At 50.6% G+C, this 16,241-nt stretch carries 14 protein-coding genes; 3 read left to right on the top strand and 11 right to left on the bottom strand.

Annotation, left to right across the window (positions count from 1 at the left end; genetic code table 11):
• Positions 1-16: 16 nt before the first annotated feature.
• The 6 genes from preA to hydA form a co-directional block, all read right to left on the bottom strand.
• Positions 17-1,366 carry an NAD-dependent dihydropyrimidine dehydrogenase subunit PreA gene (gene preA / locus IPF95_09795; GenBank protein ID MBK6474985.1) on the bottom strand — a complete coding sequence of 450 codons (1,350 nt, stop codon included), beginning with the start codon at positions 1,364-1,366 and terminating at the stop codon, positions 17-19.
• A gap of 87 nt (positions 1,367-1,453) precedes the next feature.
• Positions 1,454-2,797, bottom strand: coding sequence for an FAD-dependent oxidoreductase (locus IPF95_09790; GenBank protein MBK6474984.1), 1,344 nt, complete (start codon positions 2,795-2,797; stop codon positions 1,454-1,456).
• Positions 2,798-2,839: 42 nt separating this feature from the next.
• Entirely contained in the window at positions 2,840-3,253 is a 414-nt protein-coding gene (locus tag IPF95_09785) for a GxxExxY protein (protein ID MBK6474983.1), read from the bottom strand.
• 22 nt (positions 3,254-3,275) lie between these two features.
• The gene (locus IPF95_09780) at positions 3,276-4,142 is read right to left on the bottom strand and encodes an acyltransferase (protein ID MBK6474982.1); all 867 of its coding nucleotides are present in this window, start codon (positions 4,140-4,142) and stop codon (positions 3,276-3,278) included.
• Between the two features lie 53 nt (positions 4,143-4,195).
• On the bottom strand, positions 4,196-4,582 hold the full coding sequence (locus tag IPF95_09775; protein MBK6474981.1) for a GxxExxY protein: 387 nt from the start codon (positions 4,580-4,582) through the stop codon (positions 4,196-4,198).
• 45 nt (positions 4,583-4,627) lie between these two features.
• Positions 4,628-6,007 (bottom strand): dihydropyrimidinase, encoded by a 1,380-nt coding sequence (gene hydA, locus IPF95_09770; protein ID MBK6474980.1) that lies wholly within the window; start codon positions 6,005-6,007, stop codon positions 4,628-4,630.
• A gap of 355 nt (positions 6,008-6,362) precedes the next feature.
• Here hydA and IPF95_09765 point away from each other — a divergent pair, with 355 nt between their 5' ends.
• The gene (locus tag IPF95_09765; protein ID MBK6474979.1) at positions 6,363-6,776 is read left to right on the top strand and encodes a hypothetical protein; all 414 of its coding nucleotides are present in this window, start codon (positions 6,363-6,365) and stop codon (positions 6,774-6,776) included.
• A gap of 106 nt (positions 6,777-6,882) precedes the next feature.
• On the opposite strand, the gene IPF95_09760 is transcribed toward IPF95_09765, so the two are convergent.
• The gene (locus tag IPF95_09760; GenBank protein ID MBK6474978.1) at positions 6,883-8,577 is read right to left on the bottom strand and encodes an NCS1 family nucleobase:cation symporter-1; all 1,695 of its coding nucleotides are present in this window, start codon (positions 8,575-8,577) and stop codon (positions 6,883-6,885) included.
• Positions 8,578-8,700: 123 nt separating this feature from the next.
• Between IPF95_09760 and IPF95_09755 the strand changes: the two genes are divergently transcribed.
• Positions 8,701-9,468: an MBL fold metallo-hydrolase gene (locus tag IPF95_09755; GenBank protein ID MBK6474977.1), complete on the top strand. Its 768-nt coding sequence runs from the start codon at positions 8,701-8,703 to the stop codon at positions 9,466-9,468.
• Between the two features lie 69 nt (positions 9,469-9,537).
• Here IPF95_09755 and IPF95_09750 read toward each other — a convergent pair whose 3' ends face one another.
• The 4 genes from IPF95_09750 to IPF95_09735 all read right to left on the bottom strand — a co-directional run bounded on the left by IPF95_09750 (position 9,538) and on the right by IPF95_09735 (position 15,192).
• Positions 9,538-10,086, bottom strand: a complete 549-nt coding sequence (locus IPF95_09750) for a DUF1697 domain-containing protein (GenBank protein ID MBK6474976.1) — start codon at positions 10,084-10,086, stop codon at positions 9,538-9,540.
• A 56-nt stretch (positions 10,087-10,142) separates the two neighbouring features.
• Positions 10,143-11,495, bottom strand: coding sequence for an aminotransferase class III-fold pyridoxal phosphate-dependent enzyme (locus IPF95_09745; GenBank protein ID MBK6474975.1), 1,353 nt, complete (start codon positions 11,493-11,495; stop codon positions 10,143-10,145).
• A gap of 239 nt (positions 11,496-11,734) precedes the next feature.
• Complete coding sequence (locus IPF95_09740) at positions 11,735-13,414, bottom strand: adenylate/guanylate cyclase domain-containing protein (protein MBK6474974.1); 1,680 nt, start codon at positions 13,412-13,414, stop codon at positions 11,735-11,737.
• A gap of 305 nt (positions 13,415-13,719) precedes the next feature.
• On the bottom strand, positions 13,720-15,192 hold the full coding sequence (locus IPF95_09735; GenBank protein MBK6474973.1) for a CoA-acylating methylmalonate-semialdehyde dehydrogenase: 1,473 nt from the start codon (positions 15,190-15,192) through the stop codon (positions 13,720-13,722).
• 94 nt (positions 15,193-15,286) lie between these two features.
• Here IPF95_09735 and IPF95_09730 point away from each other — a divergent pair, with 94 nt between their 5' ends.
• Positions 15,287-16,234 carry a lipid A deacylase LpxR family protein gene (locus IPF95_09730; GenBank protein MBK6474972.1) on the top strand — a complete coding sequence of 316 codons (948 nt, stop codon included), beginning with the start codon at positions 15,287-15,289 and terminating at the stop codon, positions 16,232-16,234.
• The last annotated feature ends 7 nt before the right edge of the window (positions 16,235-16,241 follow it).

Raw genomic sequence — 16,241 nt, 5'->3', positions numbered from 1 at the left:
ATTGGTTTTGAACTTATCAACCCTTGTAATGCCGTGGCTTCTTAGTCACCAATGCAGCAGCTGGTTCCGGTACCCAATGATGTCGTCCACCTGCCAGTTCATCATCGAAGGTTTTTGGGATGTTACCAGCGCGGGTGCGGTCGCCCCAGGTCAGGTGTTCCTTGCCATCATCGCGGCGATCCATGGTGATGCAATCCTCCACTGGGCAAACGATGGAGCAGAGGTTGCAGCCTACGCAATTCTCTTCGATGATACTTGGTATGCGGTTCAATGGGTCGCTGGATAATCCGATGGCCTGATGCGCACCGTCCTCGCAGGCGGTGTAGCACAATTGGCAACCGATGCATTTGTCGGCGTTGATCTCGGCCACCACTTTGTATTTGAGATTGAGGTCTTCCCAATGCAGGATGTTCGGTAGTGCTTTGCCTCGGAAATCCTCAATCGTCTTGAAGCCCTTTTCGTCCATGTAGCGCTCCAAACCGGAGTTCAGGTCGCGGATAATTCCGAAGCCATAGTGCATCACGGCAGTACACACTTGCACGGAAGTTGCGCCGAGAAGAATGAATTCCGCAGCATCACGCCAAGTTTCAACACCCCCTATTCCACTGATCGGAATGCCCACTTGGTTGTCCTGTGCGCAATTCTTGAGCATGTTCAATGCGATTGGCTTTACGGCCGGGCCGCAGTAACCACCGTTCGTGCTTTTACCATCTACACTCGGGCTAGACACGAACGTATCAAGATCAACGCCGATCACACTTTGGATCGTATTGATCAACGAGATCGCGTCGCTACCACCTGCTCTGGCTGCACGCGCTGGTCTGGTTATATCCGAAATATTCGGTGTAAGCTTTGTGATCACCGGGACCTTGGCAACTTCCTTCACCCACTCAACAATGGTCTGTAATACTTTGGGTTCTTGACCAACAGCGCTACCCATTCCGCGCTCGCACATGCCATGTGGACAACCGAAATTGAGTTCGATCCCATCCGCACCCGCATTCTCCACATCGCGCACTATGTTGTGCCATTCTTCGCGGGTTTCCACCATCAAAGAAGCAATCACTGCATGATCCGGGAAGCGCTTTTTCACTTCGGAGATCTCGCGGAGGTTGTCTGCAAGTGGTCGGTCGGTGATCAGCTCGATGTTATTGAAGCCCACCATGCGATTATCACGGTAGTTCAACGCACCGTAACGGCTACTCACATTCACCACAGGTACACCAAGTGTTTTCCACACTGCACCACCCCAGCCTGCATCGAAGGCTTTCATAATCTGGTAGCCGGAGTTCGTTGGTGGAGCAGAAGCCAGCCAAAATGGGTTTGGGCTTTTGATGCCTGCTAGGTTTGTTCTTAGATCGGCCATGTTTGATCAGAAAATTAGATGATCAGAAGATCAGAAAATGGGACTGCTTCTTACTCACTGGTTCCCAAACTCTGCTTCTTATTCGATTCAATTGTTTAAATAAGCATTGATCCCGTGTGCTGCTTTCTTCGCTTCGGCGGCTGCGTTCACCACTTCCACACCACCGTTCACCGCATCGCCTGCAGCAAAGTATTTCGGGTTGTTGGTCTGGTAATGTTCGTTCACTACCAAGCGACCTCGATCATCGAGAATGCGGCTTTTGTGTTCGAGCTTCACTCCTGAGATCTGTTCCAGCAGGTCCACTTGTTTGCCCTGTCCCGTGCCGAGCAACACCATGTCGCAAGGCTCAATGAACTCGCTTCCGGCTATCGCTTCGATCTTACCATAAGCAGCTTTGTTGCGAATGAATTTTACACCGGTCACCGAGCCATTACCCATGATCTCAACAGGTGTAACGTTGAACAATGCCTTCGCACCACTCTTCTTCGCAAGGTCGAACTCGAACGAGTAGGCACCCATCTCGTCCGCACCACGGCGGTAGGCGATGATAACACTCTCTGCACCCATTCGGCAACTTTCGCTGGCGGCATCCATTGCTGTATTTCCTCCGCCAAGCACGATCACCTTGTTCCCGATAGGTGATTTGTGGTGCTTCATCCTCAATTCCTCTGCATATTCCAAAGCGCCGAGCACGCCTTTCTTGTCCTCGCCGATAACGCCTAATTTGGAGGTACTTCCAAGACCGATCCCGATGAAGATCGCGTCGAAGTCCTTCTCCAGTTTTTCAAGATCCGCACGACCTGCAATGGCTTTGTTATAATGCACATCAAACCCGAACTGTTCTTGCAAATAAGCCATTTCATCCAACGCTTCTTCGTTGGTGAGCTTGTAAGGTGCCACCCCATGAACGCAAAGGCCGCTTGGCAATGCCCTTGCTTCATATATAGTTACGGCATGTCCCAACATCCGCAACTCGCACGCAGCCGAGATCCCCGCAGGACCTGCACCGATCACCGCCACCTTCTTTCCGGTGTCCTTTCCAACTCGGAATAATTTCTTTTTGGTACGGATCACTTCCGCCGTGGCGTGTGCTTGCAACCTTCCGATCTCGATCGGTTTCACATCGCTATGATTGTATACACAAGCACCTTCGCACAGTTCCTCTGTTGGGCAGACATTGCCGCAAGCATGTCCCATCCAATTGCTATCATAGATCGTTTTGGCGGCACCTTCATTGGTTCCACTATTGATCTGCCGAATGAACTGAGGAATGTCGATCCCTGTCGGGCAAGCAGTTACACATGGCGCGTCGTAGCAATACAGACAGCGCGAGCTTTCGTAATATGCTTCGGTATCCGTCATCAACGGTTTCTTCGGATGGAAGTTGGCGTTGAACTCGGCTTCGGTGGTTGGTTTCTTGTATTCTGCCATGGTAATAGAGGAACGCTGATGACGCTGATCTTTATGATCAACTTATGATAGGTTTGAGAAGACTTTTCTTTTGATGCGTGGCTTCTTCCCAAAGTTCAGTAAAAGACCTACTTCACTATTTGTTGCCTTGAGGTAATTAACCAATTGGTATTCGTCTGCCTCGCAGAAGTCCTTTGCCGCCTTCAACTCAATAATGACGAGTTCTTCAACCAAAAGATCTGCAGAGTAGGTTCCCACTTTCACACCATCATAGAAGACCGTTATCGGGTGCTGGTTCTTAACATTCAATCCCATTTTCCTCAGCTCATGGAGCATCGCGTTCTCGTAAACCTTTTCAAGGAACCCGTAGCCCAACGTGTTGTACACTGTGTAGAACGCCTTAATGACTTGTTCCGTCAACTCCGAATGCTTGTAATTCCCAGCATCCAGAAGTTGGCTTTCATCATTCTCTATCATATCAATCAGCGTCATCAGCGTTCTATAGTTCCGTGAGTCTACCGTATGTCTCCGGTCGCCGATCTCTGTAGAACTGCCAAGTGCTTCTCACCTCCTCGATCATATCCAGATCGAATTCCACGATCAGTAATTCATCATCATCGCGGCTTGCTTGTGCGAAGATCTGACCGCGTGGATCCACAAAATATGATTGTCCGTAGAACTTTCCGAGGTTCCATGGTTTCTCCTCACCAACGCGATTAATGCAACCCATGAAGTAACCGTTCGCCGCGGCATGCGCTGGTTGCTCAAGTTTCCAGAGGTATTCACTTAAACCGGCTACTGTGGCTGAAGGGTTATATACGATCTCAGCACCGTTCAGTCCTAAGCAACGCGCACCATCAGGAAAGTGACGATCATAGCAGATGTACACACCCACTTTGGCATACTTCGTTTGGAAGACGGGATAACCAAGATTGCCGGGCTTGAAGAAGAATTTCTCCCAGAAGCCTGTGGTATGTGGAATGTGGTTCTTGCGGTACTTTCCAAGGTAGGTGCCATCCGCATCGATCACTGCGGCTGTGTTGTACAACACACCGGCTGATTCCTTCTCATAGATCGGAACGATGATCACCATGTTGTACTTCTTCGCGTAGGTCTGCATCAATTCCGTGGTAGGTCCAGGAACGCTTTCCGCGCTTTCGTACCATTTATGATCTTGACCGGGACAGAAATAGGGCGTATTGAAGATCTCCTGCAAACACAGGATCTGCACACCTTTTTTGCCTGCTTCCTCGATCATCGGAATGTGCTTTTGCACCATCGCGTTGATGATCTCTGGGATCGTTCCTTCGCCCTCGGTCATGGGCAGGCTCATTTGGATAAGACCGGACTTTATTTTTCTTGGCATGTTCTAGGAAAATAGAGAACGCTGATAACGCTGAAAGAACTGATCAACGCAGATCAAGAGTTCGTGAAGATCTTTCTTTTGAATTGCGGTTTGGTCCCGAAGTTAAACAGTATGCCGACTTCGATACGTGTAGCTTTGAGATAGTTGATCAATTGATGAACATGCTCATCTCGTAATCCATCTGCTGCCTTCAATTCCAGGATCACTTTATTATCGACTATGAGGTCTGCATAGTATTGCCCAACTTCTTGATCATGATATAGTACGGTAATTGGTCTTTGCCGCTCAACTGAAAGTCCCATCTCCTTTAATTCCAACAACATGGCATTTTCATAAACCTTCTCAAGGAAGCCATAACCCAACCTATTATACACAGCATAGAACGCTTTAATAATAACATCGGTCAACTCACTATGTAAATATTCCTGTCCATCCTTCATATCAGTGTTTATCCGTTCTTACTGCGTTATCAGCGTGCCATTCCTTCAAAGCATTCCACTCACCTTGTTCCGCTTTATGAACTGCCCGTATCCCTTCTTGATCTTCACCTCGCCTTTGTCGATAGCCACTTGTCCACGTAGGATCACGGTCTTAACCTTGCCGGTCAGTTGCATGCCTTCATAGCCACTATAGTCCACGTTCATGTGGTGCGTTTTGGCGCTGAGTGTATGCTTTTCGTTCGGATCAAGTATCACAATGTCCGCATCGCTTCCAATGCCGATCGTCCCTTTGCGCGGAAACATCCCGAAGATCTTGGCAGGATTCGTAGCGGTCACTTCCACGAACTTGTTCAATGAGATCCGTTTCTTGTTCACACCTTCGCTGAAGAGCAACTCCATCCGGTGTTCTATCGCTGGATGTCCGTTGGGGATCTTCGAGAAATCTGCGGAACCCATCGCTTTCTGCGCCATCATAAAGGGGCAATGATCCGTTGCTACTACCTGGATGGAACCTTGCTCGATCGCACCCCACAAAGCGGCCTGATCCTTCTTCTCACGCAACGGCGGGCTCATCACCCATTTCGCGCCATCAGCCTGTTCATAAAGCGAAGCATCCAGCAACAAATACTGAATGCATGTCTCGGCCAACACGCGCTGGTTGCGTCGCGTCGCATCGCGAACATGGTTCAATGCACCTTCGCAGGTCATGTGTACGATGTACGCCGGTACACCCGTGTGCCAAGCCATATCCGCAAAGCGGCCACTCGCTTCAGCCTCGGTGATCTCTGGCTGAGATAAGTAGTGGTACAGCGGTGCCATCTTCCCTTCAGCCCGGTGTTTCTGAACCAGAAAATCGATCATATCGCCGTTCGTCGCATGCACCGTAACGAGTCCGCCCTGCGCCTTCACTTCGTTCATCAGACCAACCATTTGGCGGTCATCGATCATCAACGCGCCCTTGTAGGCCATGAAGGTTTTGAAACTGGTGATGCCTTCCTGCTCGATCATCTCCTTCACTTCCTTCTTCGTCTCATCGTTGAAATCGGTAACGGCCATGTGCCAGCTGAGATCACCGAAAAGATTGCCCTGCATGCGGCCTTGCCATTGTTCCAGCGCATGTCGCAAACTTTTACCTTGGGTCTGTAGTATGAAATCGATCACAGTAGTTGTACCGCCATGCAAGGCAGCGCGCGTTCCGGTCTCGTAATTATCACTGCTGAACGTGCCCATGAACGGCATGTCCAAATGCACATGCGGATCGATACCTCCGGGCAATACGAACATACCTTTCGCATCAATCACCTCAGCTCCTTCAGCAGCAAGACCATGGCCAATGGCCTTTACGTGTTCGCCTTCAATGAGGACATCGGCGCGGTGGAAATCAGCGGCGGTTACAACGGTTCCGTTCTTTATCAGTATGCTCATGATCAATAGGGTGTCAGTATCGGCTCCAAGTTACTTGGTTGGATCAGAAGTTGGGCGTGCCCCTTCGTACCCTTCGGCTCCGCTCAGGGAACTTCGGGTCGGGTTTGGAGTTGCCCTGAGCGGAGTCGAAGGGTGCAAGCCCGTAAGCGAGGAGTCCCGCAGTCCGCCGTACGGCGGACTGCGGGACTCCTCGCTTACGGGCTTTCCACTACTATCCCTCACGCAAGTCCAGATTATCTCATCAGTGAACATCAAACTCTTCCTTACTAACTACCATTTCGTGCTATATCACTGGCATTTTCGCTCTGATCTGAGTACTTTTCGCACACCAATGGAACTGTCGCCACTTCATAGTATGATCACTGTATTGGACGAGCCGTATTTATCGATACGCAGGTCAGCAAATAATGAATTGATCCACTTAGAATGGAAGGGCCATGCGCGCAGCGACCAGTATCGTTCAAGCCTCGAATTGGCGCTGGATATTGTCGTGAAGTTTGATCTGGTGTATTGGATCGCCGACCTACGCGAAATGACGGCGATCCTTAAATCGGATGAGCAGTGGGCGAACGAGGTCTGGTTCCCGAAATTATTTGATTCGCGGTTAGAAAAAATGGCGATCTTGGAATCGTCTGACTACTTCAACCAGACCAGTGTTCAGCGGTCCTTCACCGCAGTCCATGGTCAGCTCACGTTCAAAGTAGCATGGTTCCCTAAACCATCGGAAGCATTGGATTGGATATTCCAGCAAGAGGCGGTAAGCGTTTGAATTTTCCTGGAACCAAGAAGTATTAGCTATTGAAGCGTAATCACATAAGCTCAACTATCAATTTTGGCTGATCGTTGATCGTCGCTACGCTTTCTAGATCTAGCTCTCAGATGACTTGGGGTCGTGGCCTCATTCCAAGCCAATACACCACAAAGGCTACTACGAACCCAGTGAACCAAGAAAGTTGATAAAGCAAAGCCAGCGCTTCGACCCAGAAACCGATAAGTGCGGCGAACACACCGACAACAAGCGCGACGATCGCTACTATGTTAAAGCCAGAAGTGAAACGGTACTTGCCGTCCACCGCGAAAAGATCTGGCACTGACAATTCTTTCTTGCGGATGATGAAATAGTCGCACAACAGAATGCCCAACACCGGACCAAGCAATCCGCTCACGAAGATCAGAAGTCCGCTGATCTCATCGAGCAACCACCATGGGCAGATCAAGATACCGATCAACCCAGCGATCACACCACCAACCCTGAAACTGATCTTCTGTGGGAACAAGTTGCTGAATGCGTTCGCGGGTGCTATGACGTTGGCTGCAATATTGGTACTGAGTGTTGCGATCAACATCGCCAATTGTGCAAAAATGACAACGCCTGGACTGGAGAATTTGCTGACCAACGAAACGGGATCCCACGGTGCATCCTCTGCAATAAGTACATCCCGGAAGGCGATGACCGCCGCGCTTGTGACGAAGATCCCGACGAACGAATAAAAGATCATGGTACCCGGCAAGCCGATGAACTGCCCGGCCAATTGATCCTTCTGGCTACTTGCATAACGTGTAATGTCCGAGATACTGATCGCCATGGTTGCCCAAAAACCGACCATTGCTGTGAACCACAATAAGTAGCTCATAAAACCTGCACTTTCCGGCACACCGGGGCTAGCACCAACTTTTAGTATGGTTGACTCTTGCCCTTCAGCGTTCCGGAACTGAACATTCACTGATGGTTCAACTCCCATTGCATGACTTGTCGTCGAACTAGTGATCGGTAGCCAAGCATCCGATCCGCCATCCATTTTAGTTCTAGGAACAATTCGATACTCCGTGGCTTTTGGTACTCCATCCGAACCGACCAACGGCGTTAATCGCAATTCGTGACCGGTAGTGGCATCCGCGTAAGGCACCAACACGGCAGTTGCATGTTGCAATTGTTTGCCTTGTTCCAGTGCTACACTTAATCCGCCCGCATTCGTTGCACCCCAGCCGATCAATAGCATCCCGATGATGATCAGGATCGGTGCAGCCCATGTCTCCAGCCATTTTATGCTTTCGGTACCGCGCCAAATGAACCAGATCTGGATCAACCAGAAGATCCCGAACGCAATGAATTTTCCAGCGCTCAATCCAAGATCACCAACATCACCAGTTGCAGCATTCCATATGGAATAGATCGCCAAACCTCCGATCCATGTTTGCACGCCGAACCATCCACATGCAACGATCGCTCTTACGATACTTGGAATGTGAATGCCGACCGTTCCGAAAGCTGCACGACCTTGCACAGGAAAAGGAATACCATACTTCACGCCCGCATGGCCATTGAGGACCATAGGTATGGTGATCACCAAATTAGCCAAGCCGATAATAGTAAGTGCGGCTTGCCAGCTAAGGCCAGCGCGCATCATGTAACTCGCCAATAGGTACGTAGGAATGCATACGGCCATTCCCACCCATAATGCCGCGAGGTTCCATTTGCTCCACGTGCGTTTTTCTACTGGGATCGGCGCCAGGTCTTCGCTGTAGAGTGGGGAGTTTTTGATGCTGTGCGTGAACGGTTGATCTACCATTGCGTTAATGGGGCCAAGGAACGGAATGTTGTTCGATCTGGGATCGGAGTGCATACAAAGCTTACTCCTCTTGACGACAACTTGATCGATCATATCGAAAAGGCCTTACCGTAACTTCGGGCCATGTTAGCGTCCCTACCTTCCCATTTACTAATCATTGGCGCTACGCTCGCTTGCGCCTTTGCCATGAATACGACAAGCGCTCAGAATATGATCCACAGCGAAGCAACTGCCGTCAAGATCGCACCTGTTCACCATAGCGCCTTGGTGTTGGAATGGAACGGCGTAACGGTCTATGTGGACCCGCACGATGGCGCTTATCGTTTCAAGCAGTATGCCGCACCGGATCTGATCCTGATCACGGACATCCACGGAGACCACTTTGATGCAAAGACCTTGCAAGAATTTGATCTGAGCAAAGCGCAAATCATTGCGCCGCAAGCTGTAATGGACCTACTCCCCGAAGCGTTGCAAAAGATCACTTCCGTACTTGCCAATGGCGCATCTATCGAAAAGAACAGCATTGGTATTGAGGCCATACCAATGTATAATATGCCCGACCCTAACGACCCACGCCACCCAAAAGGACGCGGCAACGGCTATGTGCTCACTATGGGGGGAGAGCGCATTTACATCTCCGGTGATACAGAGGACATCCCGGAAATGCGCGCACTGAAGAACATCGACATCGCCTTTGTTTGCATGAACCTACCATACACCATGACAGTAGACCAAGCGGCTAGCGGTGTGCTTGCTTTTCAGCCGAAAGTGGTGTATCCATGCCACTACCGCGGTCCGGAAGGGTTAAGTGATGTGGAACGGTTCAAAGAACTGGTGAACACGGGTGATCCAAAGATCGAAGTACGTCTGGTGGATTGGTATAAGGAGTGAGTTACTCCGCAAAGGCTTCAAACACCAATTGCGAACCAGCTCACAGATCAACTCACGGAGCCCTCTACGTCACATCTCTTCCAACGCCAAGGCCAACTCGTGTAACTTCAGCACAGTGTTCCAATTGCGGGCAGTGTTCACTACTCCAATACCCTTATCGAATTTGGCGGCCATTTTGGAAGTGCCGAAGCCATTCGGAGTGTGGATGTAGGCCACGCACTTCACCACCTTCAGTTGCTCGCCATCCACAGCTATAGCTTGAATGGCTTTTATACGGGCCGCATCGGCTGCAGAAGCCAACAATGCCGCGTGCAAGAACTTGGGTGTCGCTAAGGCGTTCGGGAACGGGTTGTTGGCGATCACCTCAGCCCATTCCGCAGCCGTTGACGCGAAAATGGGTTTATCGAAACCGAACTGCTCCTTGCACAGTTCCACTACTTTGGCAAGAGTCTTATCCCGAGTAAACGTGCTCCGCACCAATGCGTTGCCGCTGTTGATGTACGTGGTCACTCCAGTGAAGCCCAATTCCGTAAGCGCCTTTCGCAATGGGTCAACAGGTAGTTGTGTTTCTCCGCCAACACCTCTAAAGAGCAGAATATAGGTAGTGGACTTCGGCATGGAAGCGATAACGCCCTTAACGGATCAGTTAAGATACCCCGCACACGATCCGTGATTTAGTTGCACCCCTCATCCGCAATACTCAAGGCCTTGCTGATGATCTCCATCCCTTCATCAATCCCTTCTTTGCCGATCGTAAGTGGCGGTGCAACGAAGATCCAGTTCCAGCGCACGAAAGTGAACATGCCGAGCTCGGTCAGCTTGGCAGCCACTTTGTTCATGACGCCCATTTGATCAGGTGTTGCGTTCCAAGGTGCCATGGGTTCTTTGGTATCGCGGTTCTTTACCAGTTCAATGCAACCGAGCAACCCTGTATTGCGGAAATCTCCGATGCTCGGGTGTTTCTGGGCGAGTTTGGCCACACTTTCATCCACATAGCGGCCCATGTTGGCAGCATTCTCAACCAGGTTCTCTTCTTCGTAAATATCAAGAACAGCATTGCCCGCAGCACAAGCCACGGCATGCGCGCTGTATGTCAGTCCGATGGGTAATGGCTTATCATCGAAGTGCTTGATGATCTCTTCTTTCACGATGATACCTCCGAGTGGGATGTAACCGGCAGTGAGTCCTTTCGCCATGCACATGATATCCGGCACCACACCATGATGATCAATACCGAACCACTTTCCGGTGCGACCAAAGCCGCTCATCACCTCATCGCAAATTGTCAGAATACCGTACTTCTCGGCAATTGCGCTAACGCCTTTCCAATAACCCGGTGGGTATTTAATGCAGCCACTGGAACCGCTCTCCCCTTCCATCATGATGGCCGCGATGTATTGCGGGCCTTCGAATTTCATCACGCGTTCCAAATGTGCTAGTGCGTTCTCGGTGCACTCTTCAGGCGTCTTGCTATTCCAAGGACAGCGATAGAAGTACGGATTCTCAACATGGATGATGTTGGGTACACCTTGGCTATCATGAGGCAATCCGCGTGGATCGCCACCTGCCGTTAATGCACCATATGTAGCACCGTGGTAGCTCTGGTAAAGTGTAATGATCTTGTGACGACCGGTATGCAAACGGGCCAACTTCATTGCATGTTCCACTGCTTCGGTACCGCCGTTCGTAAAGAACGTACGGTTCAAAGTACCAGGAGTGATCTCGCTCAATTTCTTACTCAACTTTCCACGAGCCTCGGTGATCATACCGGGATGCACGTAACTCAGCTCAGCCATCTGTTTCGCCACGGCTTCCGCCACTTTCGGATGTCCATGCCCAATATTCACGTTCATCAATTGCGAACTGAAATCGAGGATCTTCTTTCCCTCTCGTGTGTAGAGGTAAAGCCCTTTTGCACGTTCGATGTTCAGTGGAATCAAGCCGCTTTGCTTGCTCCAACTGAAAATGCTGTGTTCGAGGTTGTCCTTTAGGATCTCGGAGGGGTTGGTTTTGGTTTGCATACTCATGTTGGTTGGCGCAGGGCCATGGTCTTTCTATTTCGCTAGTTGATGGTCCGGAGCGATCCGGATTCCATTCAAACGTACAAAGTTCAACAATTTATCTTCGGTTTATCTGAAGCTCTTCTAGGCTATTCGCCTGCGTTCTTTTGTTGAAAGTCACGTATAATTGGAGTGGCATATTGGATCAGGACAGGTCATAGGTCTGTCGAATCCCAAGCCCTGAAATGTAGCCGAGTTGCACTTTATCATTCAAGCTGAACATCATCGCCCGGTCGTGGCCGGTCAGGGTAGTCCCCTTCCCACGTGGTCTGCGCCACGGAATCGGCTATCGCGGTGACGAAGCCGCCCACAGCGACACTAGGATAATACGTACCGCTGAAATTCGGATCATCATTCAGCTGCTTCTGGATCTCGACCGAATCGCCTTCCAAACTTCCGATGACCGCCATCAGCGCATCCTGAACCGTCATGCCCTCAGGTAATTCATCAGGCTCTACCAAATCATCCCATTTCGCAGGATCCCGCAGAACATTCCGGTAGTTTTCTAAATACATATGTGTATCGGCCAGTCGCACTTTTAGGCCTTCGTAGCCAACGTAATACCGTCTCAAGAAAACCCTAGCTCCTTTGGACACGACCGCACCAGGCGCCAACCTGAAGGTGAAGGTATTGTCGTCCACCATGATCACCGTTCCAAGGCTCTTCCGCTTACTCACATCCATTATATACTGCAAAGTGTTCCGAGCCTCTTTCTCCAACCCCTTCGCAGTCATAAAGCACATGACGACTGCAGCGTTTGACGTTGTCGATTCCGGATAGAGATCGCTCCGCACCTTCGTCCGAAGCGTATCATCGACCGAACCTTTGACCATTGGCAAGGCTGTGATGAAAAAGGCACCAGCGAGCCCCAAAGTATCTCGAAAGAAAGGTGAATCCAATGAACTTTCATTCTGATGGCGCTTATATGTAATTCCCGCATTCGCGCAATGCGCCCTAAGCTCATCCTCGCCCCAAACAGCCATGGGTGCAAACACGAAAATGGCCTGTGATACGAACGCGCTCTTAATGGCCGCCGTGTCCACCCAAGCGGCAGTGCTGTCCGGCTGCAAGGCGGAAAAATCGAATTGGATGTAATACGGTTTGCCGTCGGTGAATGCCACATCTTTGGGAGCCACTCGGCCGTTGTACAACTTGAATAGGCCGTAGACCATAGCGCCCACGAGGATCCCTATTGAAACCGCAGCAAACAAGGATCGTCTTTTTTGCGACTTGATCGGCGCTGGCGCTGGCGGGACAACGGCCTTTTTCGAATGGAAGCCGAAGAGCTCCACCGGCTCATCGAAGCCTTTTAGTTTGGCTTTTCCATAGCGGATATGGCCGATGTCAGCCGATGGATCGTTAGCGGCCCAACCGACGGCATTCTCCCATACGGACCGGGACGTAAGCACTTGCCCACCGCTGGCCAATGATTCGATACGCGCCGCCATATTTACTTGCCTACCGAAAACATCCTGTCGCAAGGAATCCTCAACAGCCACCTGTCCCATGTGGATGCCGATCCGCACTGTGAGCGTGTATTCCCCTGCGGAAAGGTTTTCGCGGTTCATATGGATGGCCCGCTGAACTTCCACCGCACGTTCCACAGCGGCAGAAGGCTCGGCGAAAACGCATAGAAAAGAGTCACCGATCTCTTTAACGATAGTACCCGCTCCATCACGAGTAATGATCTTTCGAACCAACTCGTCATGCAAATGCCGCAAGCCCGTGTATACCTTTTCACCCAAGCGTTCCGTTGCATTGGTGCTGCCCACAATATCCGTGAACATCACGGCGAGCACCGCCGTATTCCGCCGCTTACGGAACTCCTCAACGGTCTGCACCTCTTCGGGGCTAAGCGGCGCTATTACGGGCGATACACCTTCCATGATGGTAAATGTATGCGGTTTGAACTAGCAGGGATCAGGGTTGCCGCCCCACTTCCCCGCGCTCAGGCTTCCGACTGTTGTCTTTAAACCGAGGAAGGGCCAGATCACTTGTTCAGCTATAGACCGAATGCTCGAGATTGTCCTTGTGGATCTCGGCGGGGTTGGTCTTGGTGGTCGTGCTCATAGTGTGCAATTACATAGATAATGGAACGCAGATGACGGGGAAAGAATGGATCAACGCGCATCTGAAAGGGAGCATCTATCTGTGATCATCAGATCTTTCAGCGTCATCAGCGTTCTATTTATCAGCTCATCCAATTCGTCTTCCCCTCAGGATTCCACTTGGTGGTGGTCTTTTTCAGTTGTGTCCAGAATTCAATGGAGCTTTTTCCCGTGATGTCGCAAGTACCGAACTTGCTATCATTCCAACCGCCGAAACTAAAGGGTTCGCGTGGCACGGGTACACCGATGTTTACACCGATCATACCGGCACTGGCGCGTTCCATGACTTGACGCGCCTGTCCACCACTTTGTGTGAAGACGGCAGCGGCATTACCATACGGGTTTGCGTTCTCGATCGCGATCGCGGCATCGAGGTCCTTTGCTCGTATAATGCTGATGACGGGACCGAACACTTCTTCTTTTGAAATGCGCATGTCCGCAGTAACGTGATCGATGATCGTGGGCCCCAGATAGTATCCGTCTTTTGCACCACCATCCACTTTTGGGTTGCGACCATCGAGGATCACTTTTGCACCTGCCTTTTCCGCTTCATCTATGAAACCGAGGATCCATTCGTAGGATGCTTTGCTGATCACAGGTCCCAAATTCTTTCCGGGGATCAACTTCTTGGCTTCGATAAGCATCTGTTGAATAATGTGGTCCACAGCGCCGATCCCCACCATTTGCGCTGCGGCCATACAACGCTGTCCAGCACATCCGCTCATGCTCGCTACAACGTTACTGGCTGTCATTTCCAGATGTGCATCGGGTAGAACGAGCAGGTGGTTCTTCGCTCCGCCCAGGCACAACGCACGCTTCAAGGATGCGCATGCACGGATGTACACCAGTTTTGCAACCTTGGTACTACCGACAAAACTCACCGCCTTAATTCCGGGATGATCACATATCGCTTCAACGATCTCGCGATCACCGTTCACCACATTGAACACACCATCAGGCAATCCGGCTTCCTTCAGCAATTCAGCAATGCGAATGGCACTGATCGGCACCACTTCACTTGGCTTCAGGATCATGGTATTGCCCAACATCAATGCGTTCGGGATGGTCCAATGCGGCACCATGTTCGGAAAGTTGAAAGGTGCAATGCTGGCTACCACTCCCAATGGTTTGCGCTCGATACGGCACTCTACGCCTTTACTCACTTCGAGCAATTCACCTTGTACCAACTGCGGCAGGCTACAAGCAAATTCCGTAAGTTCCATGCTCTTGTCCACCTCGGCATAGGACTCATCCATAGTCTTGCCGTTCTCTGTATGCACGAGCAGGGCCAATTCTTCACGATTCTTGGATAGTAATTCGCGGTACCTGAAAAAGATCTGCGATCGCTCTTTGATCGGAGTGCCGCTCCACGCTGGGAATGCGGCTTCCGCGGCTTTCACAGCGACATCAAGATCCTTTGCGGTTGAAAGTGCAACGGTACTGATTATGCTCCCATCCAACGGCGAGCGAACATCCATTTTCTTGGGAGTGCCGTTCACTGGTTTACCAGCGATGTAATTTGTCGTTTCGGGATATTTAAATGTTTCGGTCGCCATGTGATGAGATCGTATAAAGCTTTGAATGTACAAAGGAAGTGGTTAACGACCGTAATTCAGCGATCCGATCAGTATCGTTGCACGTAAATGTGGCATGGGGACCCGTTTCGTGCTCACACTAGTTGTGATCATTTTTAATTGTGTTAGTGCATCATACCTATTCGGTGGAACTCCCGAAGAACGCTGGTTCCGCTTTCGGTATGACAATGATTTTTTCACGGCAACCGATCAATACTTCACTCAAGGCATACGGTTGGAATTACGTACTCCGTGGATCTCGAGCTCACCGCTTCGCCACGTATTACCACGTTTCAGCGGTGCGGCCAGACAGCAGGATAATCTCTTCGCACAACAGGAATGCTTTACGCCGACCAGCATCCGGCGCGATACCATCTTGCGCACCGATCGTCCTTTCGCAGCAGCATTGTACATCGGCCAACGTTCAAAATCCACCAACACGGATCGGAAAGAACAGCTTACATCAGCGCTTTCCATTGGCATTATCGGGCCATGCGCCTTGTGTGCCGGAGAACAGCGTGGGATCCATAAAGCACTGAATAATATTGAACCCTTGGGTTGGCAATTCCAGATACAGAACGATGTGATCGTGAATTACGCACTACAGTTCGACCAACGGTTGATCGCATCGCGATTCGCCGAGATCAGCGGTGGGGCTGGTGCAACTGTTGGAAGCTTTCGAACACACGCGGACGTGAACTTGCGAGGAGAGATCGGTCTGTTCAATTCACACTTTGATGAACCCGTGGATATCCTGAAGAAACTTCGGATCAGTACATTCTTGCAAGGGAATGCTCGCTTTGTTGGTTACGATGCCACCTTTCAAGGAGGACTCTTCAACACTTATGATCCGCACGTGATCGCACCGACGAATATGGAACGGATCGTGCTTTTTGCAGAGGGCGGAGTAACGCTCCGCTACCGCGGGATCGGACTTAGTTACACCAAGAGTTTCATTACGCGCCAATTCACCACAGGACGTGACCATGCTTGGGGTTCATGTGTGATAACCGCTTACTTCTGATTAAGCC

This window comes from Flavobacteriales bacterium (assembly GCA_016704485.1).
GTDB lineage: Bacteria > Bacteroidota > Bacteroidia > Flavobacteriales_F > PHOS-HE28 > PHOS-HE28.
Note: the sequence above shows the minus strand (reverse complement) of the source record. Positions and strands in the feature narration are given on the sequence as shown.

Excerpts from the sequence above, each read along its gene's own strand:
- IPF95_09760 (MBK6474978.1), bottom strand. The coding sequence starts at position 8,577 with ATGGTAGATCAACCGTTCACGCACAGCATCAAAAACTCCCCACTCTAC.
- IPF95_09785 (MBK6474983.1), bottom strand. The coding sequence starts at position 3,253 with ATGATAGAGAATGATGAAAGCCAACTTCTGGATGCTGGGAATTACAAG.
- IPF95_09730 (MBK6474972.1), top strand. The coding sequence starts at position 15,287 with ATGGGGACCCGTTTCGTGCTCACACTAGTTGTGATCATTTTTAATTGT.
- IPF95_09765 (MBK6474979.1), top strand. The coding sequence starts at position 6,363 with ATGATCACTGTATTGGACGAGCCGTATTTATCGATACGCAGGTCAGCA.
- IPF95_09775 (MBK6474981.1), bottom strand. The coding sequence starts at position 4,582 with ATGAAGGATGGACAGGAATATTTACATAGTGAGTTGACCGATGTTATT.
- IPF95_09735 (MBK6474973.1), bottom strand. The coding sequence starts at position 15,192 with ATGGCGACCGAAACATTTAAATATCCCGAAACGACAAATTACATCGCT.
- IPF95_09755 (MBK6474977.1), top strand. The coding sequence starts at position 8,701 with ATGTTAGCGTCCCTACCTTCCCATTTACTAATCATTGGCGCTACGCTC.
- preA (MBK6474985.1), bottom strand. The coding sequence starts at position 1,366 with ATGGCCGATCTAAGAACAAACCTAGCAGGCATCAAAAGCCCAAACCCA.
- IPF95_09745 (MBK6474975.1), bottom strand. The coding sequence starts at position 11,495 with ATGAGTATGCAAACCAAAACCAACCCCTCCGAGATCCTAAAGGACAAC.
- IPF95_09750 (MBK6474976.1), bottom strand. The coding sequence starts at position 10,086 with ATGCCGAAGTCCACTACCTATATTCTGCTCTTTAGAGGTGTTGGCGGA.
- IPF95_09780 (MBK6474982.1), bottom strand. The coding sequence starts at position 4,142 with ATGCCAAGAAAAATAAAGTCCGGTCTTATCCAAATGAGCCTGCCCATG.
- hydA (MBK6474980.1), bottom strand. The coding sequence starts at position 6,007 with ATGAGCATACTGATAAAGAACGGAACCGTTGTAACCGCCGCTGATTTC.
- IPF95_09790 (MBK6474984.1), bottom strand. The coding sequence starts at position 2,797 with ATGGCAGAATACAAGAAACCAACCACCGAAGCCGAGTTCAACGCCAAC.
- IPF95_09740 (MBK6474974.1), bottom strand. The coding sequence starts at position 13,414 with ATGGAAGGTGTATCGCCCGTAATAGCGCCGCTTAGCCCCGAAGAGGTG.